General features: G+C 59.0%; 21 protein-coding genes and 2 pseudogenes. 12 read left to right on the plus strand and 11 right to left on the minus strand.

The features are described from left to right. The first annotated feature begins 8 nt into the window (after positions 1 to 8). Positions 9 to 938: a hypothetical protein gene (locus RHM58_RS16175; RefSeq protein ID WP_322270749.1), complete on the plus strand. Its 930-nt coding sequence runs from the start codon at positions 9 to 11 to the stop codon at positions 936 to 938. 81 nt (positions 939 to 1019) lie between these two features. Here the strand turns inward: RHM58_RS16175 and RHM58_RS16180 are convergent, their stop codons facing one another. Then, the gene (locus tag RHM58_RS16180) at positions 1020 to 2132 is read right to left on the minus strand and encodes an enoyl-CoA hydratase/isomerase family protein (RefSeq protein ID WP_201201457.1); all 1113 of its coding nucleotides are present in this window, start codon (positions 2130 to 2132) and stop codon (positions 1020 to 1022) included. Positions 2133 to 2264: 132 nt separating this feature from the next. Here RHM58_RS16180 and ung point away from each other — a divergent pair, with 132 nt between their 5' ends. Continuing rightward, positions 2265 to 2957: a uracil-DNA glycosylase gene (ung, locus tag RHM58_RS16185; protein WP_201201459.1), complete on the plus strand. Its 693-nt coding sequence runs from the start codon at positions 2265 to 2267 to the stop codon at positions 2955 to 2957. A 181-nt stretch (positions 2958 to 3138) separates the two neighbouring features. Here ung and RHM58_RS16190 read toward each other — a convergent pair whose 3' ends face one another. The 5 genes and pseudogenes from RHM58_RS16190 to RHM58_RS16210 form a co-directional block, all read right to left on the minus strand. Further along, positions 3139 to 4176 (minus strand): AbrB family transcriptional regulator, encoded by a 1038-nt coding sequence (locus RHM58_RS16190; protein WP_201201461.1) that lies wholly within the window; start codon positions 4174 to 4176, stop codon positions 3139 to 3141. Beyond that, positions 4169 to 5682 (minus strand): annotated as a pseudogene (locus RHM58_RS16195) (tripartite tricarboxylate transporter permease). The gene RHM58_RS16190 and the pseudogene RHM58_RS16195 overlap by 8 nt, the downstream one beginning before the upstream one ends. A gap of 1 nt (position 5683) precedes the next feature. Further along, on the minus strand, positions 5684 to 6142 hold the full coding sequence (locus tag RHM58_RS16200) for a tripartite tricarboxylate transporter TctB family protein (protein WP_201201465.1): 459 nt from the start codon (positions 6140 to 6142) through the stop codon (positions 5684 to 5686). A gap of 59 nt (positions 6143 to 6201) precedes the next feature. After that, entirely contained in the window at positions 6202 to 7179 is a 978-nt protein-coding gene (locus RHM58_RS16205; protein ID WP_201201472.1) for a Bug family tripartite tricarboxylate transporter substrate binding protein, read from the minus strand. Between the two features lie 86 nt (positions 7180 to 7265). Continuing rightward, the gene (locus RHM58_RS16210; RefSeq protein ID WP_201255636.1) at positions 7266 to 8558 is read right to left on the minus strand and encodes an OprD family porin; all 1293 of its coding nucleotides are present in this window, start codon (positions 8556 to 8558) and stop codon (positions 7266 to 7268) included. A 235-nt stretch (positions 8559 to 8793) separates the two neighbouring features. Between RHM58_RS16210 and RHM58_RS16215 the strand changes: the two genes are divergently transcribed. After that, on the plus strand, positions 8794 to 9465 hold the full coding sequence (locus RHM58_RS16215) for a response regulator (protein WP_054046730.1): 672 nt from the start codon (positions 8794 to 8796) through the stop codon (positions 9463 to 9465). Beyond that, entirely contained in the window at positions 9458 to 10846 is a 1389-nt protein-coding gene (locus RHM58_RS16220) for a sensor histidine kinase (RefSeq protein WP_201255637.1), read from the plus strand. The genes RHM58_RS16215 and RHM58_RS16220 overlap by 8 nt, the downstream gene beginning before the upstream one ends. A gap of 177 nt (positions 10847 to 11023) precedes the next feature. On the opposite strand, the gene RHM58_RS16225 is transcribed toward RHM58_RS16220, so the two are convergent. After that, positions 11024 to 11845: an HDOD domain-containing protein gene (locus tag RHM58_RS16225; protein ID WP_201201478.1), complete on the minus strand. Its 822-nt coding sequence runs from the start codon at positions 11843 to 11845 to the stop codon at positions 11024 to 11026. Between the two features lie 36 nt (positions 11846 to 11881). After that, positions 11882 to 12823 (minus strand): YgfZ/GcvT domain-containing protein, encoded by a 942-nt coding sequence (locus RHM58_RS16230; protein ID WP_322270750.1) that lies wholly within the window; start codon positions 12821 to 12823, stop codon positions 11882 to 11884. Between the two features lie 149 nt (positions 12824 to 12972). Between RHM58_RS16230 and RHM58_RS16235 the strand changes: the two genes are divergently transcribed. Next, positions 12973 to 13227 (plus strand): succinate dehydrogenase assembly factor 2, encoded by a 255-nt coding sequence (locus RHM58_RS16235; protein WP_007944081.1) that lies wholly within the window; start codon positions 12973 to 12975, stop codon positions 13225 to 13227. Then, on the plus strand, positions 13211 to 13663 hold the full coding sequence (locus RHM58_RS16240; protein WP_201201482.1) for a protein YgfX: 453 nt from the start codon (positions 13211 to 13213) through the stop codon (positions 13661 to 13663). The genes RHM58_RS16235 and RHM58_RS16240 overlap by 17 nt, the downstream gene beginning before the upstream one ends. Here the strand turns inward: RHM58_RS16240 and nadB are convergent. Further along, positions 13632 to 15248 (minus strand): L-aspartate oxidase, encoded by a 1617-nt coding sequence (nadB, locus tag RHM58_RS16245; protein WP_201201483.1) that lies wholly within the window; start codon positions 15246 to 15248, stop codon positions 13632 to 13634. The two genes, RHM58_RS16240 and nadB, sit on opposite strands and share 32 nt — an antisense overlap. 555 nt (positions 15249 to 15803) lie before the next feature. On the opposite strand from nadB, the gene rpoE reads away from it, so the two are divergent. The 4 genes and pseudogenes from rpoE to RHM58_RS16265 all read left to right on the plus strand — a co-directional run bounded on the left by rpoE (position 15804) and on the right by RHM58_RS16265 (position 19643). Continuing rightward, entirely contained in the window at positions 15804 to 16385 is a 582-nt protein-coding gene (gene rpoE / locus RHM58_RS16250) for an RNA polymerase sigma factor RpoE (RefSeq protein ID WP_007944079.1), read from the plus strand. A gap of 30 nt (positions 16386 to 16415) precedes the next feature. After that, entirely contained in the window at positions 16416 to 17003 is a 588-nt protein-coding gene (locus RHM58_RS16255; RefSeq protein WP_322270751.1) for a sigma-E factor negative regulatory protein, read from the plus strand. 8 nt (positions 17004 to 17011) lie between these two features. After that, positions 17012 to 17971: a MucB/RseB C-terminal domain-containing protein gene (locus RHM58_RS16260; RefSeq protein WP_201201489.1), complete on the plus strand. Its 960-nt coding sequence runs from the start codon at positions 17012 to 17014 to the stop codon at positions 17969 to 17971. A gap of 246 nt (positions 17972 to 18217) precedes the next feature. Further along, positions 18218 to 19643: pseudogene (locus RHM58_RS16265) on the plus strand (DegQ family serine endoprotease). A gap of 78 nt (positions 19644 to 19721) precedes the next feature. Here RHM58_RS16265 and RHM58_RS16270 read toward each other — a convergent pair. Further along, positions 19722 to 21155, minus strand: a complete 1434-nt coding sequence (locus tag RHM58_RS16270) for a M48 family metalloprotease (RefSeq protein ID WP_201201492.1) — start codon at positions 21153 to 21155, stop codon at positions 19722 to 19724. 98 nt (positions 21156 to 21253) lie between these two features. Here RHM58_RS16270 and RHM58_RS16275 point away from each other — a divergent pair, with 98 nt between their 5' ends. Together RHM58_RS16275 and RHM58_RS16280 are read left to right on the plus strand one after the other, a co-directional pair. Further along, positions 21254 to 21493 carry a sulfurtransferase TusA family protein gene (locus tag RHM58_RS16275; RefSeq protein WP_201201494.1) on the plus strand — a complete coding sequence of 80 codons (240 nt, stop codon included), beginning with the start codon at positions 21254 to 21256 and terminating at the stop codon, positions 21491 to 21493. A 31-nt stretch (positions 21494 to 21524) separates the two neighbouring features. After that, positions 21525 to 22595 (plus strand): AI-2E family transporter, encoded by a 1071-nt coding sequence (locus tag RHM58_RS16280; protein WP_201195256.1) that lies wholly within the window; start codon positions 21525 to 21527, stop codon positions 22593 to 22595. A gap of 93 nt (positions 22596 to 22688) precedes the next feature. Here the strand turns inward: RHM58_RS16280 and RHM58_RS16285 are convergent, their stop codons facing one another. After that, positions 22689 to 23162 (minus strand): peroxiredoxin, encoded by a 474-nt coding sequence (locus RHM58_RS16285; RefSeq protein WP_201201496.1) that lies wholly within the window; start codon positions 23160 to 23162, stop codon positions 22689 to 22691. Between the last annotated feature and the right edge of the window lie 10 nt (positions 23163 to 23172).

Raw genomic sequence — 23172 nt, forward strand, 5'->3', positions numbered from 1 at the left:
AGTTCGGGTTGGTCGATACAGATACTGTTATGCTTCCGGAAGGCGTTGCCCTGAAGCAATTGCAATTAAGCTGGGGCGCCGCATTAATTGAGGCGGTGAATATAGAGTTGGCGCCGAACACGCCACGCGGCACCTATCGTAATCCGCCTCGTGGGCAAATGCTGTACTCAACGCTTGATATCTCTTGGGGCAAAGATCAAAAGGTTCGTATTGTTTTGCCGAATGCCAGTGATCTGGATGGTTCTGGTGTCGAGCTTATAAAGTTTGCAGATGGGTCGAGCGTTAGCCTGGAAGGTCTTGTAGCCAATAGTAAGCTAGCTCCTGCTCCTGATATTTATCGCCATGGTGTCCTGATCAATAGTTCTCGGGTGGTAACTTCTGCTCGGGATAACAAATTACTCCCTCTCGTTGGTGGGCGAGGTAATGATACTTTGAGTGGCGCTGGTGAAATACGCGGTATGCGGGGAGATGACTATATCTCGGGCGGTGTAGGAGATGATGTTTTGTGGGGCGGCCTGGGTGACGATACTTTGTCCGGCGGCGCAGGTAATGATATCTACAAATATGACGGGTTGGGCAGAGATGTCATTGTCAATACATATGGAGGTGTTGATGGTGTCGATTTTTCAAAGTTTGGTGTATCTATCAATCAGCTGAAATTTCATCGAGATAATGATGATCTGGTCATTGTGGTTAATTATGGCGCGTCTCCAAAAATTCGTATTTCTAATCACTTCCTCGGCGGAGATGCTGCTATAGGTTTTGTAAGAGTTCAAGGGGCGGATCGAGTGGTTCAAGACTACGCCGCGAGCCAAATAATCGACCTTCTGCATCCTTCACCCCCGCTGAGAGACGTTGAAGACATACTGTTGCGTAATGACGATGCTGCGATGCAGGCGATGGTAGAAATAATTAAGTTTTATCAACTTCAAGGTTGATCAAACCCCCAGTACCGAGTGCGAAGATGGCTTGCCCGCGATAGCCATCATGAAATGGTTGTCGCGGGCAACGCCCGGATTTTAGTACTCCGACAAATCCGCCAACGGATGCCGTCCTTCCCAAACCTTATGAAAATGCGCCTCCACCACCGCATCCGGCACATTGTTGATATCCGGCCAGTGCCAGTGCGGCTTCTGATCCTTGTCGATCAGCCGCGCCCGCACCCCTTCACTGAATTCCGGGTGACGGCAGCAGTTGAGGCTCAGGGTGTATTCCATCTGAAAGACTTCAGCCAATGACAGATGCCGGGCCCGGGCGATTTGTTCCCAGACCAGATGAGCGGTCAGGGGCGAGCCCTCAGTCATGGTCTTCGCCGCGCGGCTGAGCAGCGGATCGGTGTGACCCCGCAAATGGCTGATTGCCTTCCAGGCACAGCGCACATCGCTGACATCCAGCAGTTCGTCGATCTGCTGGCGACGCGGCAGCCATTGCGCTTCAGGCGACTGCGCGACGGCTTCCTGTTGCAATGCCTTGAGCAGGCTGTTGAGTTGCATCGAGGTCTGTTCCTGCCAGTTCAATTGCAGCAAGCCTTCGACCAGTTCTTCCTGCTGTTCTTCAAGCAGGAACCGGTCCGCCAGATCCAGATCGATCGCATCACGGGCATTCATGTGCGCGCCGGTCAGGCCGAGGAACAACCCGAGCTTGCCGGGCAGTCGTGACAGAAACCAACTGGCGCCGACATCCGGGTACAAGCCGATGCTGATCTCCGGCATCGCCAGGCGGCTGGTTGGCGTGACAATCCGGATGCTCGCCCCTTGCAGCAGTCCCATGCCGCCGCCGAGCACGTAACCGTGACCCCAGCAGATCAGCGGTTTTGGATAGGTGTGCAGCATGAAGTCCAGGCGATATTCCGCGGCGAAGAATTGCGCGGCCAGCGGTGGTACTTCGCCGGGATGGTTGCGGCAGGCTTCGACCAGGCTGCGTACTTCGCCACCGGCACAGAAGGCTTTGGCGCCGTTGCCCCGCAACAGCACGCAGACGATTTGTGGCTCCTTGGCCCAAGCGTCCAGTTGATCGCGCAGGGCATTGATCATCGGCAGGGACAAGGCATTCAGCGACTTTTCGGCGTCCAGGCTGGCGATGCCGATGCGCGCGCCGTCGGTGCCGGTAAGTTCTTCGAAGTGCAAATTCATCGTGACCTCGATCGGGAATTTGAGCGTTCAGTATGATCGCAAAGTAGGAAAGTGCCGGATCTGCGTCAGATCAATTGACAAGGAGGTTGGGGTTTCCTAGGGTTCGCCCCATTGTTTTTGCCGGGTATGACCATGACTGCTGACGACCGTATCAAACTCGAACCGAGCTGGAAGGAGGCACTGCGTGCTGAATTCGACCAGCCCTACATGGCAGAGTTGCGCTCATTCCTGCAACAGGAGCGCGCGGCCGGCAAGGAAATTTATCCGCCTGGTCCGATGATCTTCAATGCGCTCAACTCCACGCCGCTGGACAAGGTCAAGGTCGTGATCCTCGGGCAGGACCCCTATCACGGCCCCGGCCAGGCCCATGGCTTGTGCTTCTCGGTGCAACCGGGCGTGCCGGCGCCGCCGTCGCTGGTGAACATCTATAAAGAGTTGAAACGCGATCTGAACATCGACATCCCGAGCCACGGCTGCCTGCAAAGCTGGGCCGATCAGGGCGTGTTGATGATCAACACCACCATGACCGTCGAGCGCGCCAACGCCAATGCGCACAAGGACAAGGGCTGGCAGTTTTTCACCGATCGGATCATTGAAGTGGTCAGCGAACATCAGCCGCATCTGGTGTTCATGCTGTGGGGCGCGCATGCCCAGGGCAAGCAGAAGCTGATTGATGCTACGAAGCATCTGGTGCTGACGTCGGTGCATCCTTCGCCGCTGTCCGCTTATCGCGGCTTCCTCGGTTGCGGACACTTCAGCCGGACCAACAAGTTTCTGGAGCAGAATGGCGAAACGCCGATCGAGTGGCGGTTGCCGCCGGTTTGATGGGATGACCGTGAGGGCTTTTGTGGCGAGGGAGCTTGCTGTGGCGAGGGGGCTTTCCCCCGTTGGGTCGAGCAGCGGCCCTGCTTTTTGCCAAACACCGCATTTACAGGTTTTACGACTGCTTCGCAGCCGAACGGGGGCAAGCCCCTCGCCACAGTCATCACCTGTCACTGGGGCGGTGTCAGGGCTGCTCCGGTTGCCGATTCCAATACTTGAACAACGGTTCCGCCAGAAACAACACAAACAACAACCGCATCACCTGCATCGCGGTTACCAAGGGCACCGACAATTGCAGGGTCTCCGCGGTCAAACTCATTTCTGCAATCCCGCCGGGCATCATGCCCAACGTCAGCGAACGCAGATCCAGGTGGGTCAACGCACTCAACCCCAGCGCCGCCGCCGTGGCGATCAACATGGTCAACACCGTGCCGATCAACGTCCGTCCCATAAATGACGGAGCGCGCCGGAAGAATTGCCGATTGAAGTGACATCCCAAGCCGCTGCCAATCAACCATTGGCCGATCTGGCTACCGCCGTTAGGCAAACCGATGTGCAGATCCCAACTGATACTCACCGCCGCACTCACCAGCAACGGCCCGAACAGCCACGGATTGGGTTGTCGTAAACGCTGCCAGACCCAAGCGAGCAGGGCGCCCGCCGGAAACAACACCGCCAGCCAACGCCAATCGACGGCCGTGGCATGGGCGATCGGCGCTCCGTCCCCGAGCAAATACTTGAACGCCGCCGGCACACACAGCACCACCACCAGTACCCGTAAACTCTGCCCCGCCGCGACCCGGCTGAGCACCGCGCCATTGCGCGCGCCGAGGTTGACCATCTCGCCGGAGCCTCCCGGCATGCTGGAAAAGAACGCGGTGGCGCGATCCTCACCGGTGCGCCGCATCAACCAGACCCCGACCACGGCGGACAGGCTGGTGACCAGCGCCCCAAAGAAGATCAAACCGAAATGACTCAGGACCTGCTCCATCACCACCGGGGTGAAGTGCAGGCCGATACCGATGCCGACGATCCACTGACCGCACTTGCGCCCGCCAGGGATTTCCGCCAATTGCCAGGGTGTCAGGCAGCGCACCAGGATGATCGCCAGCAACGAGCCGACCATCCACGGCAGCGGCCAGCCGATCTGGCTGGCGAGGTAACCGCCAAGCAGACCGACCAGCGGTGTTCCCCACCAGGTTTTGAAGGGACGATCAGACATCGGCAATGGTGCGCCGGGCGACCGAACGTTTGCGCCAGATCCGGATGACCGGCATCAGCAACATGATTGCGGTCAGCACCCAGCAGCCGAAGGTGATCGGGCTGGACCAGAGAATCTCCAGCGCGCCGTTGGAAATCGACAGCGCACGACGCAGGTTCTGCTCCATCAAGCCGCCGAGGATGAACCCCAGCAGGACCGGCGACAGCGGAAAGTCCATCTTGCGCAGGATGTAACCGAAGATACCGATGCCGATCATCAGGAACAGGTCGAACGTGGTGGCGTGCACCGCGTAGACGCCGATCCCGGTAATGATCGCGATCACCGGCACCAGCGCCCAGTTCGGCACGGCGAGGATGCGGGTGAAGATGCGGATCATCGGGATGTTGAGGATCACCAGCATGATGTTGGCGACGAACAACGAAGCGATCAGGCCCCAGACGATGTCCGGTTGTTGCTGGAACAGCAGCGGCCCCGGCGTGATGTTGTACAGCGACAGCGCGCCAATCATCACCGCCGTGGTGCCCGAACCCGGAACGCCGAGGGTCAGCATCGGCACCAGTGCGCCGCAGGCTGCGCCGCCGATGGCCGTTTCAGGTGCCGCGAGGCCACGCATGTCGCCTTGGCCGAAGGTGCCTTTGGCGCCGGCGATGCGTTTCTCGGTCATGTAGGCCACGGCGCTGGCGAGCGTCGCACCGGCACCCGGCAACACGCCCATGATGAAACCCAACACGCCGCAACGAATGTTCACCACGAATACAGCTGACGCTTCTTTGAAGTTGAACATCATGCGGCCGGTGGCTTTCACCGCTTCCTGACCGTGGTGGGTTTTTCCAGCAGCAGGAGGATTTCACTGATGGAGAACAGGCCCAGCACCAACACGACGAATTGAATGCCGTCGGTCAGGTGGATGTTGTCCCCGGTGAAACGGTACACGCCGCTGTTGGCATCGATCCCGACGCTCGACAGGAACAGACCGATCAACGCTGCGATAAAAGTTTTCAGCGGCCGATCACCGGCCATGCCGCCCAGGCAGACAATCGCGAATACCATCAGTACAAAGTATTCGGCGGGTCCGAAGGCAATCGCCCATTTCGCCAGCAGCGGGGCGAACAGCACCATGCCGCAGGTGGCGATAAATGCGCCGATGAACGAACTCCACGCCGACAGCGACAGCGCTACACCGGCCAGGCCTTTGCGGGCCATCGGGTAACCGTCGAGGGTGGTCATGACGGTGGAGGCTTCGCCAGGAATGTTCAGCAAAATCGAGCTGATCCGGCCGCCGTATTCGCAACCCAGGTACACCGCCGCCAGCAAGATCAGTGCTGATTCCGGTGGCAGACCGAGGGCGAATGCGATCGGGATCAACAGCGCCACCCCGTTGATCGGGCCCAGGCCCGGCAACAGGCCAACCACGGTGCCGATGAGTGTGCCGCACAGCGCGGTCACCAGGTTGTACGGGGTCAGCGCAACGCCAAATCCCTGACCCAAATAGCCAAGAGTATCCATATCAGTTCTCCAGAACGTCGAGCACGCCCAAGGGCAGTGGCACGTCCATCAACTTGTCGAACAGCAGATAAAGACCGATCGCCATCAGGCTGATGATCACCGTGCTGGGCAACCAGCGGCCGCCATATAAGCGCGCCATCGGGATCCCAATCAGGATGCTCGCGACAATGAAACCAAGCGGTTCGAAGGTGCCCGCGAACACCAGCAACAGCACCACGCAGATACCGATTTTGGTCAGGGTCTCGCGGTCCATCGGCGGTTCGTCAGGGTTGTGCTTGATCGGTGCGGGGCGAAACACCATATACAACAGCGCCAGGCCCATCAGCCCGAGCATCAACAGCGGGAAGGCCCGAGGCCCCACCGGTTCGTAGGAAAAAGCCGCTTGATACGGCCACGCCATCAGCGCCAGGCCAATACAGGCCAGCAACAGCACCGAAGCAAAAATGCGTTGTAAGAGCATGGGAAACTCCTGTGCCGCAGTCCCGCGCAAACGGGGCCGCAGCCGCTAGACAGAGGCGATCACTGGATCAGGCCGAACTCTTTGGCCAGCACTTTGTAGTCAGCCACCTGTTTCTTCACGTAGGTGTCCAGCTCCGGGCCGGTCATGGCGAACGGGAACAGTTCACGCTGATCTCGCAGCTTGGCGAAGTCTTCGGACGCCAGCAGTTTGTCGAAGGCGTTTTTCCACCAGGCGTAGTCTTCGTCGCTGACCTTTGGCCCGAGGTAGAAACCGCGAACCACCGGCCAGACGATGTCGTAGCCTTGCTCTTTGGCGGTCGGGATGTCCTTCATTTCCGGCTCGTCCAGACGTTTGTCGGCGAATACCGCTAGCAGACGCATGTCACCGCTCTGGATGTGCGGCATGGAGTCGGAGATGTCGGTGCTGCCGACTTGGATGTGGCCGCCGAGCAGGGCAGTGGCGATTTCACCGCCGCCTTCGAGGGCCACATAACGTAGGTCACGTGGGTTGATCCCGGCGGCCTTGGCGATCAGCGCGGTTTGCATCCAGTCCTGGCTGCCGACGGTGCCGCCGGAGCCGATCACCACTTTGCTCGGATCTTTCTTCAGCGCCTGAACGAGATCGTCCAGATTCTTGTAAGGCGAGTCGCTTTTCACCGCGATGGCGCCGTAGCTGGTGCCGACAGCGGCCAACCAGCGAACGTTGGTCTCATCGAAACGCCCGAACTTGCCTTGGGCCAGGTTCAGTAACGAACCGCTGGACCACGCCACCAGCGTGCCGGCATCGCCCGGACGCTGAGCGACCACCGCGTTGTACGCCACCGCGCCGACGCCGCCGGGCATGTAGGTCACGCGCATCGGTTTGGTCAGGATTTTTTCGTTGATCAGCGCGCTTTGCGCCAGTTTGCAGGTCAGGTCGAAACCACCGCCGGGGGAGGCTGGGGCGATACATTCCGGGCGCTTCGGCTCGGCCATCAGTTGGCCGGCGAACAGCAGGGCGCTGGCGGTGAGAGCAACTTTACGCAGTGACAAATTCATTGGGTTCTCCACAGATTTTTTGTTGTATGGATGTGTGTAGGAGTTGCCGAAGGCTCCGATCTTTTAGCCTTCGGCGGTTCAATCAATTACCAAAGTGCAACGCTATAGCTCACCAGCAGACGCACTTCATCGGCATCGCGAGCGGAGTAGTTGGAACGGTAGGTGGCATTACGCAGGCGCACGGCGACGTCCTTTAGCGCGCCGCTTTGTACTACATATTTGATCTCGGTGTTGCGCTCCCACTCTTTGCCTTCTTCACCGTTCTTGAGCTTGATGTTGTCACCGCTCAGGTAACGGCTCATGAAACTCAGGCCGGGAACGCCCAGTTTGGCGAAGTCAAAGTCGTAGCGCGCTTGCCAGGAATGCTCTTCGGCGCCGGCGAAGTCGTTGATCTGCACGAAGTTGACCAGGTACGGGTCGCTGCCATCGACATACGGGAAGGCACTGTCGCCGGACATGTGCTGATAACCGGCGCTGAATTTATGCCCGCTCAAGGCATAGCTCACCAGGCCGTTGAGGGATTTGTTGTCGATCTTGCCGCCACGGGCCGCGCCCTGGTCGTTACTGATGGCCAGTCGCAGGTCGGTGCCGAACGTGCCGGGGCCGAACGGTTGCGAGGCGACCACGCCGAGGAAGTGCTGGTTGTAGACTTCATCGAGTTGCGCGAAGTGGTAGCTGCCGGTGATTTTGTCGGTGAACTTGTAATCCACGCCGCCAAAGTCGAAGTGCTTGCCAGCGGCTGTGCCGGCAAAACGGCTGTTCTTGTTGTTGAGGGCAATGTCCTCGAAATCGGTGCTGTCGCGGTCTTTGGCTTTATCCAGTCGACCACCGGTGAAGGTCAGGTTCTTGACCTCTTTGGAGGTCAGCATTCCGCCTTCAAAGGTCTGCGGCAGGATGCGCCCGTCGTTGGGCTTGAGGATCGGCAGCTCCGGGATCAGACTGCCGATTTTCAGTTCGGTGGCGGAGATCTTCACTTTGCCGGTCAGGCCAAGTTTGGAGTACTCATTGGCCGCGCGACCGTCATCGTGGGTCGGCAACAGGCCGGTGCCGGTGCGGTCGGGACTCGAATCGAGCTTGACCCCCAGCATGCCCAGCGCATCGACACCAAACCCCACGGTGCCGTCGGTGTAACCCGATTGCAGATTGAGGATGAACCCCTGGGCCCATTCGTCACGCTTGGATTGCTGGGCACTGGTGCCATCGCGAAAGTCGCGGTTGAAATACATGTTGCGGGTTTCAAGTGTTGCCTTACTGTCTTCGAAGAAGGCAGCCTGGCTCAACGGCGAAAAGCCGGCGAAGGCGGCGGCACTGGCAAGGGCGGTCTGGCTGAGGCGGGAAAAACGAACAGGCGGGCGAGCCTGAAGCTGCATGGACAGCATCGTGAAGTACTCCGTTATTGTTCTTATTGGCGAAAACGCTTCGAGGCGTTTTTCGTATCGCTGTGTGGCAGCAGCGACGGACAGTCGAAACGGTCCGTGGCTGGACTCTAACGGGCCAACCTTTCGCTAACCTTTCAGCTGACTTTCACGGATTTCGGGCTTCACAGCAGCGGTTGCGGCTGTAAACTCCGCGCCAAAGAATGGCGTCGACCATCCCTGAACGAGGTAAAAATCCATGCGTGTCCTGCTCGTCGAAGACCATCTGCAGCTCGCCGAAAGTGTCGCCCAGGCGCTCAAGAGCACCGGGTTGACCGTGGATGTTTTGCACGATGGCGTGGCGGCCGACCTGGCCTTGAGCAGCGAGGAATACGCCATGGCGATCCTCGATGTCGGCCTGCCGCGCATGGATGGTTTTGAAGTGCTGGCGCGTCTGCGGGCCCGGGGTAAAAATCTGCCGGTGCTGATGCTGACCGCCCGCAGCGACGTCAAGGATCGGGTCCATGGCCTGAACCTTGGTGCAGACGATTACCTCGCCAAACCGTTCGAACTGACCGAACTCGAAGCTCGGGTCAAAGCCTTGCTGCGGCGCAGCGTTTTAGGCGGTGAGCGGCAGCAGCGCTGCGGCGTGCTGGCCTATGATCTGGACACCCGGCGCTTCACCCTCGGCGAAGAATTGCTGACCCTGACTTCTCGCGAACAAGCCGTGCTCGAAGCGCTGATCGCCCGTCCTGGCCGGGTGATGAGCAAGGAACAACTGGCTTCCCAGGTATTTGGCCTGGACGAAGAGGCCAGCCCCGACGCCATCGAAATCTACGTCCACCGTTTGCGCAAGAAACTCGATGGCCAACCGGTGGCAATCGTGACCTTCCGCGGCCTCGGCTACTTGTTGGAAAGCCGCGATGCATAAGCCCAGCAGCCTGCGCTGGCGGTTGCTGTGGAACCTGGCGCTGTTGCTGGTGGTGTTGATGTTGGCCAGTGGTTTGAGCGCGTATTGGAACGGTCGCGAAGCCGCCGACACCGCTTATGACCGCACCTTGCTGGCTTCGGCGCGGACCATTGCCGCCGGCTTGTCCCAGCGTGATGGCAGCCTCAGCGCGAACGTGCCTTACGTCGCCCTCGATACTTTCGCTTACGACAGTGCCGGGCGAATTTATTACCAGGTCAACGACATCCATCAAAAGCTGATCTCCGGCTACGAAAACCTCCCCGGACCGCCGCCGGGAACGCCGCGCACCGACGACTACCCGGCGCTGGCGCGTTTCTACAACGCCACTTACCAAGGGCAGAACGTGCGGGTGGTGAGCCTGCTTAAAGCGGTGATCGAACCGAACATGAACGGCATGGCGGAAATCCGCGTGGCGGAGACCGATGAAGCGCGGGTGCGCATGGCCCGCAGCCTCGCGGCGGATACCTTGCTGCGGCTCGGCATGTTGGCGATTGGCGCACTGATGATCGTCTGGTTTGCGGTCAGCGCGGCGTTGCGCCCATTAGAGCGTTTGCGCACCGCAGTGGAAGAGCGCCAGTCCGATGATCTGCGGCCGTTGCCGCTGGTGGAAGTGCAGCGTGAGTTGTGGCCGCTGGTGCGCGCACTCAATCACTTTACCGAACGCTTGCGCGGGCAGTTCGAGCGTCAGGCGCAGTTCATTGCCGATGCGGCCCATGAACTGCGTACACCGCTGGCGGCGCTCAAGGCACGACTGGAATTGGGCTTGCGCGCCAGCGAACCGGAAACCTGGCGCAGCACCCTGGAAACCGCGGCCCAAGGAACGGATCGCCTGACGCATTTGGCCAATCAGTTGCTTTCCCTGGCTCGGGTCGAAAACGGCGCACGGGCGATTGCCGAGGGCGGCGCCCAGTTGCTGGACCTGAGCCAATTGGCCCGGGAACTGGGCATGGCGATGGCCCCGCTGGCCCACGCACGCGGCGTGGCGCTGGCGCTGGAGGCGGACGAGCCGGTGTGGCTGCGCGGTGAGCCGACGTTGTTGAACGAATTGCTGAGCAACCTGGTGGATAACGCATTGGCCCACACACCGCCCGGTGGCAATGTGATCCTTCGCGTGACGGCGCCGGCGGTGCTGGAGGTCGAGGACGATGGCCCCGGGATTCCCCTTGAAGAGCGCGATCGGGTATTTGAGCGCTTTTATCGGCGAAACCAGCAGGTCGCGGGATCAGGGTTGGGCTTGGCGATTGTCGGTGAGATCTGCCGCGCGCACTTGGCGCAGATCAGCCTGCATGACGGGGAGGCCGCGGGGTTGAAGGTTCGGGTGAGTTTTATTGCGGGGGAGTAAACACCAGACCTGTTGCCCCGGAGCTTTTGTGGCGAGGGAGCTTGCTCCCGTTGGGCTGCGAAGCAGCCCCAAAACCTGCAACCTGATTTCTTCTGACACACCGCATGCGTAGGGTTTACGACTGCTACGCAGCCGAACGGGAGCAAGCTCCCTCGCCACAATTATTCGTGTTCACAATCAGTAGAACATCGACCGCGATTCTTCCAGATCCCTGCACATCGCCTCATTCTCGGGATCAATCCCCAGCTTCTTGAACGACGGAACACTGAGCACGTCGATGCGGGCCAGCGGGTGGTCGCTGTCCTTGTGGCAATACAGGCTGGCGATCTGTACCAGGTCGACATAATCGACCCGCCCGGAATCGCGTTTGAAATCCAGGTACTGCCCCGGCAACTTCACCAACATCTCCGGAAATTCCCAGACGCTGAGCAGCTTGTCGCCGAGCAACGGATGAATGCGGTCGATCACATGGTTGAGACTGACCGGGTCCGAGAGCAGCTCATAGTGGTCTTCGGCGTACGTCAGGATCGGCAGTACACCAATTTGATGCACCAACCCGCCCAGCGCAGCCTGATCCGGTTTGAGCTGGGTGTAACTGCGGCACAGTGCATAACTGACCCCGGCGATTTCCAGGCTTTTGCGCCAGACATCGCGCATCTTCTGTTCCACCACTTCAGAACGGGCGTGGAAAATCTGTTCCATCACCAGACCGATGGCCAGGTTGCTGCTGTAGTTCACGCCCAGCCGGGTGATGGCCGTGTGCAGGTCGGTGACTTCCTGGGTTGCACGCAGCAACGGGCTGTTGACCACTTTGATCAGGCGCGCCGACAGCGCGGTATCGCGGCCGATTACTTTACTCAGGGTGCTTACGCTGATTTCCGGATCTTCAGCGGCCTTGCGAATTTGCAGGGCCACTTCCGGTAATGTTGGCAGAACCAGGTCATCGTTATCGATGGCCTCAACCAAATCCTGTTGGACCTTATCCGCCAGCTCGCTCATTTCTGTTCTCTAGGGTCTTGCAAAAAAATACTGCTGTTAACGCTGGATTTCTTTATCGCGATCCAGCGCGTAGGGCAGGTCGAGCAAGTGCAGGGCAGGGCCTTCTAGCGCTGCCAAGTGAATGTCGCCGCCCTCTGCTGCTTCGGCTTGCAGCACGGCCAGGAGTTCAATATTTTGTTCGCCGCGCGCGGCAATCACCACTTCACCAATAGAGCTGCCGTGGGTCGGGGAAAACAGTTGTGTGCCGGGTTCCGGCAATTCAATGCCATCCTGTTGCAAGCGGTACAGCCGGCGCTTGAGTTTGCCCAGGTACTGCATACGCGCGACGATTTCCTGGCCGGTGTAGCAGCCTTTCTTGAAACTCACGCCGCCAACGGCTTGCAGGTTGAGCATCTGTGGGATGAACAGCTCGCGAGTACTCGGCATGACCTGGCCGATCCCTGCGCGGACCTGGCCCAGCAGCCATTGATTCAGATCGCCTTCGGCCAGCAGGGCGGACAGCTTGCCCTTGATGGCATCGGCTTGATCGGCGGCGGTCCAGAGTTCGGCGCGTCCAGGTGAAACACGAATCGCGATCAGGCCGTCGTTGCGCGCAACGCTGTCGGTGTCGGCCGGCAGCTCAAGACCCAGGCTGCTCAGTGCCGCATCGCCATGATCGAGGCCGAAACGCACCCAGGCAGCGCTTTCATCGGTCAGTTTGGATTTTGAGAACACTGCGTACTTTTTCAGGTCCGCCAGTTGCGGCTCCAGCAGCTCGGTGGCCATGGCCAGGAGAACGCCGTCGCCTTCCAGCAGAATGCGGAAACTCGACTGCATCCGGCCTTTCTGGGTGCAACGGGCGCCGAGGCTGGCCTGGGTGTCGCTCAGGTAGTTGAGGTTGCAGGTCAATTGGCCCTGCAGGAATTTGCCGGCATCCGCGCCGCGGACCGCGAGAACGCCTTCGTGTGACAGGGTGCAGAAAAAAGCAGAATCGGCCATGGGTCATCGCAGGGTAAAGAGTCTGGGAGACATCATAAGGGGACGCCCATGAAATGGGTAGTTCACAAAAGCTCGAGAGGGGCCGACCAAAGCCGACTGTTCGACCGGGCGCGGGGCTGTATACTTGCCGCCTATTTGAGGAGCGCTCCATGGTCGAAGATGTTGAACTGAATCGCCTCTACTGGCACAGCCGCCGCGGCATGCTTGAGCTTGACGTATTGCTGGTGCCGTTCGTGAAAGAGGTCTATCCGCATCTCAATGATGTCGACCGCGATTGCTACCGCAAGCTGCTCGAATGCGAAGATCAGGACATGTTCGGTTGGTTCATGGAACGCGCCGAATCGGAAGATCCGGAGCTTCAGCGCATGGTTCGCATGATCCTGGATCGTGTCCAGCCCAAGTAATGCGTTCGAATGCCGCTGGCATGCCTCACGGCAGTTGCTGGCGGCGTATCTTCTGGCCCAGCTGTTCGCGCTGGGTGCGTTGTTTCTTCTCTCTATACCGCTCTGGGCCAGTTCGCTCGGTGTTTTGCTGTGCCTGGCACACGGCTTTTGGGTATTGCCACGGCAGATTTTGCTGACGCACCCGCAGGCATATTGTGGCTTGCGCCGGGACGCTGATGGTTGGCAGTTGTGGAATCAGGCTCAGGGTTGGCAATCGGTCCAGCTAAGGCCGGACAGTCTGGCGCTACCGTTGGTCGTAATACTGCGGTTTCGTCTGCGCGGCAAGCGTCGGGTCAGGACAATTTGTGTGCCTCATGATTCGCAGGCGGCGGATCTGCACCGACGCCTGCGGGTTCGGCTCAGGTTCAGTCGGCGTAGGTGGGCGGCACCAGAATAGTGTCCAGTGCCTCAGGCAACATGTTCGGGTAGTCGAGGGTGTAATGCAGACCGCGACTTTCCTTGCGCTCCATCGCTGACTGGATCATCAGTTCCGCAACTTGGGCCAAGTTGCGCAACTCGATCAAATCCCGGCTGACTTTATAGTTGCTGTAGAACTCGTCGATTTCGTCCAATAGCAGCCGCACACGGTGCTGTGCCCGTTGCAAGCGCTTGTTGGTGCGCACGATGCCCACGTAGTCCCACATGAAACGCCGCAATTCGTCCCAGTTGTGCGCAATGATCACGTCTTCGTCGGAGTCGGTCACCTGGCTCGCATCCCAGACGGGAAGGGCGGTCGGAATCGACACCTGAGGCAACTGCTCGAGAATGTCCGCCGCCGCCGAGCGCGCGTAGACGAAACACTCCAGCAACGAGTTGCTGGCCATGCGGTTGGCACCGTGCAGCCCGGTGAAGCTGGTCTCGCCAATGGCATACAGGCCGGGCACATCGGTGCGGCCTTGTTGATCGACCATCACGCCGCCGCAGGTGTAGTGCGCCGCCGGAACCACCGGGATCGGTTGCTTGGTGATGTCGATGGAAAACTCGAGGCAGCGTTCGTACATCGTCGGGAAGTGGGTCTTGATGAACGCTTCGGGCTTGTGGCTGATGTCCAGATAGACGCAATCGATGCCCAGGCGCTTCATCTCGTGGTCGATGGCCCTGGCGACGATGTCACGTGGCGCCAGTTCGGCGCGCGGGTCGAAGCGCTGCATGAAGCGTTCGCCGTTGGGCAGCTTCAGGTGCGCACCTTCGCCGCGCAGGGCTTCGGTGATCAGGAAACTCTTGGCCTGTGGGTGATACAGGCACGTGGGGTGGAACTGGTTGAACTCCAGGTTCGCCACCCGGCAGCCCGAACGCCAGGCCATGGCAATGCCATCCCCGCAAGCGCCGTCGGGATTGCTGGTATAGAGATAGACCTTTGCGGCGCCACCGGAAGCGAGGATCACGAAGCGGGCGGCGTAGGTGTCGACTTCACCGGTGGTGCGGTTGAGTACGTAGGCACCGAGGCAACGGTCGCCTTCCAGGCCCAGGCGTTTTTCGGTGATCAGATCGACTGCGACCCGTTGTTCCAGCAGTTCGATGTTCGGCCGTTGTCGGGCCTGGAACAGTAAGGTTCTGAAGATCGCCGCACCGGTGGCATCGGCTGCGTGGATGATGCGCCGATGGCTGTGGCCGCCTTCGCGGGTCAGGTGAAACTCGAAACCGCCGTCCTCCGTGCCAGACTCTTCATCGCGGGTAAACGGAACGCCCTGGTCGATCAGCCACTGGATGGCTTCTTTACTGTGCTCGACGGTAAACCGCACGGCGTCTTCATGGCACAGGCCGCCGCCGGCATTGAGCGTGTCATCGACGTGGGACTCGACGGTGTCGGTATCATCCAGCACGGCAGCGACACCGCCCTGGGCCCAGAAAGTCGAGCCATTGGCGAGGTCGCCTTTGCTCAGTACGGCGATGCGCAGATGACCGGGCAAGGTCAGCGCAAGGCTCAAACCGGCAGCGCCGCTGCCAATGACCAGAACATCGTGTTGAAACTGTTGGCTCATTTCAGGATTCCGCTCAAAGCGACCCGGGTCGGGGTTGGCGCAAGACACCTGGATCGGCGAGTCAGGCAGCCACACAGCCCACTAGTATATAGAGGGGGAGCGGCACAATAGCCGGGCCTACATGGCATTGTGAAACTACTGTGACGGAAAAGACCGGACGCTTCGTCGGAAGTTTTTTTCACCGGTTCGGCGACAAGGCGACTGTATCGAGGATTTAACAGTCTTTTTCGCTTCGCAGTCGCACAATGTCGGTTGCACGCAGCTATAAATATTTGGAACTTTTGCCAAAGGCCCAAGATCAATAGCTGGTTGCCTGAATCAAGGGACAGTGTCGGCTTCAGAGCGGGACCTGCTGTTTGGTCCTTGCCGGCGAATCCGATGACAAGATTATTCGCGCAGCCGGGTTATCCCGAGCTGCGCTTTTCGTGCGTGCCAAATCAGAGCCCGCAGGAAACTTGCTTGAAGGGGAGAACTTTTGCGAAAAGCCCGAGTCTATGTTTGCAAGTCTGGTCGTTTAGTTATGCAAGCCTCCTTCGAGCTTATCGAGGAGTGTTCATGCTAACCCAGGAAGAGGATCAGCAGCTGGTCGAGCGCGTCCAACGCGGCGACAAGCGAGCTTTCGATCTGCTAGTGCTGAAATACCAGCACAAAATTCTCGGGTTGATCGTGCGTTTCGTGCACGACACCCATGAAGCCCAGGATGTCGCACAGGAAGCCTTTATCAAGGCGTACCGTGCACTTGGTAATTTCCGCGGAGACAGCGCGTTTTATACGTGGCTTTACCGCATCGCCATCAACACGGCGAAAAACTATTTGGTTTCACGCGGCCGCCGGCCGCCGGATAGCGATGTCAGTTCTGAAGACGCAGAGTTCTACGATGGCGATCATGGCCTCAAGGATCTCGAGTCGCCAGAACGCGCATTGCTGCGGGATGAGATCGAAGGCACCGTCCATCGAACCATCCAGCAACTGCCAGAAGATTTGCGTACGGCTTTAACTTTACGTGAATTCGATGGTCTGAGTTACGAGGACATTGCGGCGGTTATGCAGTGTCCGGTGGGTACCGTGCGTTCCCGGATTTTCCGGGCTCGGGAAGCCATTGATAAAGCCCTGCAGCCGTTGTTGCAGGAAAACTGAGACAGCGGCGACAGCCAAGAGAGGAACGCCATGAGTCGTGAAGCCCTGCAGGAATCGCTGTCCGCAGTGATGGATAACGAAGCGGATGAGCTGGAGTTGCGTCGGGTACTGAATGCCTTTGACGATGTTGAAACCCGCGATACCTGGGCTCGTTACCAGATCGCTCGGGCAGTCATGCATAAGGATCTGCTGCTTCCACGTCTGGACATCGCTGCGGCAGTTTCTGCTGCGCTGGAAGACGAAGCCGTCCCGGCCAAGGCATCTCGCGGTCCATGGCGCAGCCTGGGTCGTCTGGCCGTTGCTGCTTCGGTGACCATCGCCGTACTGGCAGGTGTTCGTCTGTACAACCAGGACGAAATTGCTGGCGTCGAACTGGCTCAGCAATCCAATCAGCCTGCTCTGGCCGTTCCTCAGGTCAAGGGCCCAGCTGTATTGGCAGGCTACAGTGAGAGCTCGGAAGCCACTGGCCCTATGGCCAACGGCGTATTGCAAGGTCAGCCGGGCTGGCACGATCAGCGTCTGCCAAGTTACTTGCGCCAACATGCTCAACAGGCTGCCTTGAAAGGCACTGAAAGTGCTCTGCCTTATGCTCGTGCAGCAAGCCTGGAAAACCGTTAAGGAGGATCATGCGCGCCATACCTCTACTTACGCTTCTGCTTGGTGGCTGGTTTGTTGTTCCAGCCCACGCTGATGAAGCCCAAGACTGGTTGACCCGTCTGGGCCAGGCCGAGCAAACGCAAAGCTTCCACGGTACTTTTGTTTACGAGCGTAACGGTAGTTTTTCTACCCATAACATCTGGCACCGCGTCCAGGATGGCAAGGTCCGCGAGCGTTTACTCCAGCTCGACGGCTCGGCACAGGAAGTCGTGCGCATTGATGGGCATACTCAATGCGTCAGCGGCACCCTGATAGCGGGGCTGGGGGAGTCTCCCAAATCTGCTGCTCGTGCACTCGATCCACAAAAGCTCAAGAATTGGTACGACCTTGCCGTCATCGGTAAGTCGCGTGTGGCTGGGCGTGCGGCGGTGATCGTTTCACTGACGCCGCGTGACCAGCATCGTTACGGTTTCGAGTTACATCTGGACAAGGAGACCGGCTTGCCCCTCAAGTCATTGCTGCTAAATGACAAGGGTCAGTTGCTCGAGCGATTCCAGTTCACGCAACTGGATACCGCCGATGTCCCATCAGACAAAGATTTGCAGGCAGGTCCTGATTGCAAGACAGTCTCCCTGGAACCTGACAAGGCAGAGGCGCTTAAAACCGCCGAGGTCTGGCATTCGGACTGGTTACCGCCTGGTTTCGAACTCAGTAGCAGTTCTTCGCGCAAAGACCCTGAGACCAAAACTCAGGTCAGTAGCTTGATGTATGACGATGGCTTGGCCCGCTTCTCGGTGTTTCTTGAGCCGTTGAACGGCGCTACTGTCACCGATACGCGTACCCAGTTGGGTCCAACCGTAGCGGTTTCCCGACGCTTGACTACGCCTCAGGGCGAGATCATGGTGACCGTGGTCGGTGAGATCCCTATCGGTACCGCCGAACGCATTGCGCTGTCCATGCGCTCCGATGCTACTGCGGCCAAACAGTGAGCTGAATTGTGATGCTCATGGATCGGCAATTTGATTGTGCGAGAGGCCAGCGATGCCCATTCCACCATTGAGATGTCGAAATGTTTGGTGAACATTTCAATTTGCAAATCCCCCTGAATTTTTCTATAGGTCAGAGCCTCACGGCTCTGGCCTTGTTTGTTGTTCCCGGAACAAAAATACCGGCGTATCGTTCCCGGTGTTCCTTGCTCCATATCGCTTAACCATGCTCGTCGTAACGGGAGCCGTATGTCGATACCACGCTTGAAGTCTTACCTCTCCATTTTTGCCACCGTGCTGGTGCTCGGTCAGGCGGTCTCTGCTCAAGCGGCCGAATTGCCTGACTTCACGCAACTGGTTGAACAGGCCTCGCCTGCGGTGGTGAACATCAGTACCACGCAGAAACTGCCTGATCGCAAAGTGTCCAGCCAGATGCCGGATCTTGAAGGCCTGCCGCCAGCGCTGCGCGAGTTCTTTGAGCGCGGCATGCCGCAACAACGTTCGCCTCGCGGCGATCGTCAGCGCGAAGCGCAGTCCCTGGGGTCGGGTTTTATCATCTCGCCTGATGGCTACATCCTGACCAACAACCACGTCATCGCCGATGCGCGACGAAATTCTTGTCCGCCTGGCCGACCGCAGTGAGTTGAAAGCCAAACTGATCGGCACCGACCCGCGTTCCGACGTGGCGTTGCTGAAAATCGAGGGCAAGGACCTGCCGGTTCTCAAACTCGGCAAATCCCAGGACCTGAAGGCTGGCCAATGGGTTGTCGCCATCGGTTCGCCGTTCGGCTTTGACCACACCGTGACCCAAGGCATTGTCAGCGCCATCGGTCGCAGCCTGCCGAACGAAAACTATGTCCCGTTCATCCAGACCGACGTGCCGATCAACCCGGGTAACTCCGGTGGCCCGCTGTTTAATCTGAACGGTGAAGTGGTCGGGATCAACTCACAAATCTACACCCGTTCGGGCGGCTTCATGGGTGTGTCGTTCGCGATCCCGATCGATGTCGCGATGGACGTATCCAATCAACTGAAAAGCGGCGGCAAAGTCAGCCGAGGCTGGTTGGGTGTCGTGATTCAGGAGGTGAACAAGGACCTGGCTGAGTCGTTCGGTCTGGAGAAGCCGGCCGGTGCGCTGGTGGCTCAGATCCAGGATGACGGCCCGGCGGCCAAGGGTGGCCTGCAGGTAGGCGACGTGATCTTGAGCATGAACGGTCAACCGATCGTCATGTCTGCTGATCTGCCACACCTGGTTGGCGCGCTCAAGGCAGGCGCCAAGGCTAATCTTGAAGTGATCCGCGAGGGTAAGCGCAAGAACGTCGAGCTGACCGTCGGCGCAATCCCGGAGGAAGGCAAAGAGCTGGGTGCGCAGGCGAAATCCGGGGTTGAGGGCAGCAGCAACCGCTTGGGTGTTTCCGTTGCCGAGCTGACCGATGAGCAGAAGAAAGCCAACGACCTCAAGGGCGGCGTGGTGATCAAGGACATCCAGGACGGTCCTGCTTCGCTGATCGGCTTGCAGCCAGGTGATGTGATTACTCACCTGAACAACCAGGCGATCGGCTCCACCAAGGAGTTCACCGAGATCGCCAAGGCACTGCCGAAGAACCGCTCGGTGTCGATGCGGGTTCTGCGTCAAGGTCGTGCCAGCTTCATCACCTTCAAACTGGCTGAATAAACCGGTTGTTGGCCGAATAAAAAACCGCCTCGAAAGAGGCGGTTTTTTTGTGTCTGAAGTTTTTGTTCCAGGAGCAGATCAGCCCATCATGTCCTTGACCATGCGCTCCTGCTCCATCAGCTCTCGTTGCCGTGCATCGATCCGTGACGACAATGGGAAGTTGCTTCCGGCCTTGCGCTTGGCAAAGTCCAGTTGCTGAATGGCCTGGCGGTAATCGCCGACCAGAGCGAAGTACTCGGCGCGAGCCTGGTGCAAGCCAATGATGTTGCCCGACAGGCCGCGAGTCTCCGCCACCATGTACCAGACATCCGGATCGTCCGGACGAGATTTGAGCAAACTTTCCAGGGCTTTTTCCGCGTCCGCAGTACGGTTTTGTTTGAGTAGCAAGTCGACACGGACCTGGTTCAGCGGGTAGTTGCCCGGATACTGAGTCAACAGTCGATCAACCCGCGTTTGGGCCTCCGGCAGGCGATTGTTGGTGATGTCCAGATCGACCTGAGCCAGGTTGTAGATAATCTCGTTCGGCGCCGTGGCCAGCAGTAGCTTGAGATTCTCCCGTGCCTCGTTCAATTGGCCACCCTTGATCTGGGCAATGGCCAAGCCGTAGCGCGCGACGTCGTTTTTCGGGTTCTCATCCAATTGGGCGCGGAAGCGTTTGGCGCCCAGGCCGGGGGTTTCTTCGTAGATCAGTTGCACCCGTGCGCGAATCAGCTGGTAACGCATGCTGTCTTCGATGCCGCCCGGTTTGGACTGTTCGGCACGGTTACGGGTGTCGGCGATCCGTGATTCGGTCACCGGGTGAGTCAGCAGGAATTCCGGTGGCTTGGCATCGAAGCGGTACTGACGCATCAAGCGCTCGAACATGTTCGGCATCGAGCGCGGATCGTAACCGGCCTTTTCCAGATTGAGGATGCCGATCCGGTCGGCTTCCTGTTCGTTCTGGCGCGAGAAGCGCCGTTGTTCCTGGATCGCTGCTGCCTGGGTACCGGCAATGGTGGCGATCCCGGCATCACCGGCGCCAGCGGCGGCAATCACGATCCCGGCCAACAGAGCGGCCATCATCGGCACTTGCATGCGTTGCGAGGCTTCGACGCCTCGGGCGAAGTGGCGTTGCGACAAGTGAGCCAATTCGTGAGCCAGCACCGAAGCATATTCACCTTCGGTCTGGGCATTGAGGAACAAGCCGCCGTTGACCCCGATGATCCCGCCCGGCGCGGCAAAGGCGTTGAGCTGCGGGCTGTTGATCAGGATGAACTCCAGGCGTCGGTCAGTGACCTGACTGGTTTCCACCAGTTTGTAGACGCTGGATTCGACATAATCCTTGAGCTGCGGATCATTGAGCTGCAATACCTGGCTGCGCAACATTGCCAGCCACGCGCGGCCCAATTGGTATTCCTGTTGCGGCGAGACAATGGCAGAACTGGCGTCACCGAGTGATGGCAGGTCGTCGGCGAAGCCTGGTGAGGCAAGCAGGCAAGCGAGCGTCAGCAGGGTAGGGCGCAAAAAAGTCATGCACAAAGCCTTAGTCGACAAAGACCTTACTGTAGCCGGACACTGGCCTTCGGACCAGATATTCTAGGCCGCTCAACCACCTGATCCGGAGTGATGCAATGACCGACGCTGTAGCCCATGACGTGGAACTGGACGCCAGTGGCCTGAATTGTCCGTTGCCGTTGCTCAAGGCCAAACTTGAGCTTAATCGCATGGCCAGCGGTGCGGTACTCAAGGTCATCGCCACGGACGCGGGTTCTCAGCGCGACTTCCGCACCTTTGCCCGATTGGCCGGTCATACGCTGCTGCTCGAAGAAGACGAGGCGGGTGTTTACCGCTATTGGTTGAAAAAAGCCTGAAACCGGCTGCGTTCGTTCTTAAGGATTATTGATGTTCAAAGTGTTACGGGACTGGATTCAGCGCTACTTCTCCGACGAAGAGGCCGTGGTGCTGGCGGTGCTGTTGATTCTGGGGTTTACCGCGGTGCTCACGTTGGGCGGCATGCTCGCGCCAGTGCTGGCCGGGATGGTGCTGGCGTATCTGATGCAGGGGCTGGTCGTCACCCTTGAGCGCCTGCGCGTTCCCGGTGGTGTGGCCGTGGGGCTGGTCTTCGCGTTGTTCATGGGGTTGTTGCTGGTGTTCATCGTAGTGGTGGTGCCGTTGCTCTGGCATCAGTTGATCACCTTGTTCAACGAACTGCCCGGCATGCTCGCCAAGTGGCAGTCGCTATTGTTGCTGTTACCCGAGCGCTATCCGCATCTGGTGTCCGACGAGCAGGTGCTGCAAGCCATTGAAGTGGCCCGGGGCGAAATCGGCAAGTTCGGTCAGTGGGCGCTGACATTCTCGCTGTCGAGCCTGCCGCTGCTGGTCAACATCATGATCTATTTGGTGTTGGTGCCAATCCTGGTGTTTTTCTTCCTGAAAGACCGGGAAATGATCGGGCAGTGGGTGCGCGGCTACCTGCCGCGTGAGCGGGCGCTGATCACTCGGGTTGCGCAAGAGATGAATCGGCAGATCGCCAACTACATTCGCGGCAAGGTCATTGAAATCATCATTTGCGGTGGCGTGACCTACATCGCGTTCGTCGCTTTGGGGCTCAATTACGCGGCGCTGCTGGCGTTGCTGGTGGGCGTTTCGGTGGTGGTGCCTTACGTCGGGGCGGTGGTGGTGACGGTGCCGGTGCTGCTGATCGCGTTGTTCCAGTGGGGCTGGAGTGATCAGTTCATCTACCTGATGGCGGTCTACGGAATCATTCAGACGCTGGATGGCAACGTGCTGGTACCGCTGCTGTTCTCGGAGGCGGTCAACCTGCACCCGGTGGCGATCATCTGCGCGGTGCTGTTGTTTGGCGGGTTGTGGGGCTTCTGGGGGGTATTCTTTGCGATTCCCCTGGCGACACTGTTCAAGGCCGTGCTGGATGCCTGGCCGCGCAAGGAGCCGGTGGTGGCTCCGTTGCTCTAGAACGATGGTGATCAAAAAGATCGCAGCCTGCGGCAGCTCCTACAGAAGCTCCGCGATCGGCGTAGCTGCCGAAGGCTGCGATCTTTTTCGGTATCAAGCCTTGTTCAAGGTCTGAGCCGCAGCCAATACCGCATCCACATGCCCCGGCACCTTCACGCCGCGCCATTCCTGACGCAACACACCGTCCTTGTCGATCAGGAAAGTGCTGCGATCAACGCCCATGTATTCCTTGCCGTAGAGCTTTTTCAGCTTGATCACGTCGAACAGCTGGCAGAGCGCTTCTTCCTTGTCGCTGATCAGCTCGAAGGTGAATGCCTGCTTGGCTTTGAAATTTTCGTGGGATTTCAGGCTGTCACGGGACACACCGAAGACTTCGGTGTTGGCAGCCTTAAAGGCCTCAAGCTGATCGCGAAAGCCCTGGCCTTGGGTCGTGCAGCCCGGGGTGCTGTCCTTCGGATAGAAGTAAATCACCACTTGCTTGCCTTTGAGGCTCGCGAGGCTGACGGTCTGCCCGCTGGTGGCGGGTGCTTCGAAGTCGGTAACCGGTTGGTCGATAGCAACGGCCATGAAAGCTTCC

Origin of the sequence: Pseudomonas sp. 10S4, from assembly GCF_034344865.1 — a bacterium.
GTDB lineage: Bacteria > Pseudomonadota > Gammaproteobacteria > Pseudomonadales > Pseudomonadaceae > Aquipseudomonas.

Excerpts from the sequence above, each read along its gene's own strand:
- RHM58_RS16210 (WP_201255636.1), bottom strand. The coding sequence starts at position 8,558 with ATGCTGTCCATGCAGCTTCAGGCTCGCCCGCCTGTTCGTTTTTCCCGC.
- nadB (WP_201201483.1), bottom strand. The coding sequence starts at position 15,248 with ATGAGCCAACAGTTTCAACACGATGTTCTGGTCATTGGCAGCGGCGCT.
- RHM58_RS16205 (WP_201201472.1), bottom strand. The coding sequence starts at position 7,179 with ATGAATTTGTCACTGCGTAAAGTTGCTCTCACCGCCAGCGCCCTGCTG.
- RHM58_RS16220 (WP_201255637.1), top strand. The coding sequence starts at position 9,458 with ATGCATAAGCCCAGCAGCCTGCGCTGGCGGTTGCTGTGGAACCTGGCG.
- RHM58_RS16280 (WP_201195256.1), top strand. The coding sequence starts at position 21,525 with ATGTTCAAAGTGTTACGGGACTGGATTCAGCGCTACTTCTCCGACGAA.
- RHM58_RS16180 (WP_201201457.1), bottom strand. The coding sequence starts at position 2,132 with ATGAATTTGCACTTCGAAGAACTTACCGGCACCGACGGCGCGCGCATC.
- RHM58_RS16230 (WP_322270750.1), bottom strand. The coding sequence starts at position 12,823 with ATGGCCGATTCTGCTTTTTTCTGCACCCTGTCACACGAAGGCGTTCTC.
- RHM58_RS16225 (WP_201201478.1), bottom strand. The coding sequence starts at position 11,845 with ATGAGCGAGCTGGCGGATAAGGTCCAACAGGATTTGGTTGAGGCCATC.
- RHM58_RS16260 (WP_201201489.1), top strand. The coding sequence starts at position 17,012 with ATGCGCGCCATACCTCTACTTACGCTTCTGCTTGGTGGCTGGTTTGTT.
- RHM58_RS16235 (WP_007944081.1), top strand. The coding sequence starts at position 12,973 with ATGGTCGAAGATGTTGAACTGAATCGCCTCTACTGGCACAGCCGCCGC.
- RHM58_RS16275 (WP_201201494.1), top strand. The coding sequence starts at position 21,254 with ATGACCGACGCTGTAGCCCATGACGTGGAACTGGACGCCAGTGGCCTG.
- rpoE (WP_007944079.1), top strand. The coding sequence starts at position 15,804 with ATGCTAACCCAGGAAGAGGATCAGCAGCTGGTCGAGCGCGTCCAACGC.
- RHM58_RS16190 (WP_201201461.1), bottom strand. The coding sequence starts at position 4,176 with ATGTCTGATCGTCCCTTCAAAACCTGGTGGGGAACACCGCTGGTCGGT.
- ung (WP_201201459.1), top strand. The coding sequence starts at position 2,265 with ATGACTGCTGACGACCGTATCAAACTCGAACCGAGCTGGAAGGAGGCA.
- RHM58_RS16255 (WP_322270751.1), top strand. The coding sequence starts at position 16,416 with ATGAGTCGTGAAGCCCTGCAGGAATCGCTGTCCGCAGTGATGGATAAC.
- RHM58_RS16285 (WP_201201496.1), bottom strand. The coding sequence starts at position 23,162 with ATGGCCGTTGCTATCGACCAACCGGTTACCGACTTCGAAGCACCCGCC.
- RHM58_RS16270 (WP_201201492.1), bottom strand. The coding sequence starts at position 21,155 with ATGACTTTTTTGCGCCCTACCCTGCTGACGCTCGCTTGCCTGCTTGCC.
- RHM58_RS16215 (WP_054046730.1), top strand. The coding sequence starts at position 8,794 with ATGCGTGTCCTGCTCGTCGAAGACCATCTGCAGCTCGCCGAAAGTGTC.
- RHM58_RS16200 (WP_201201465.1), bottom strand. The coding sequence starts at position 6,142 with ATGCTCTTACAACGCATTTTTGCTTCGGTGCTGTTGCTGGCCTGTATT.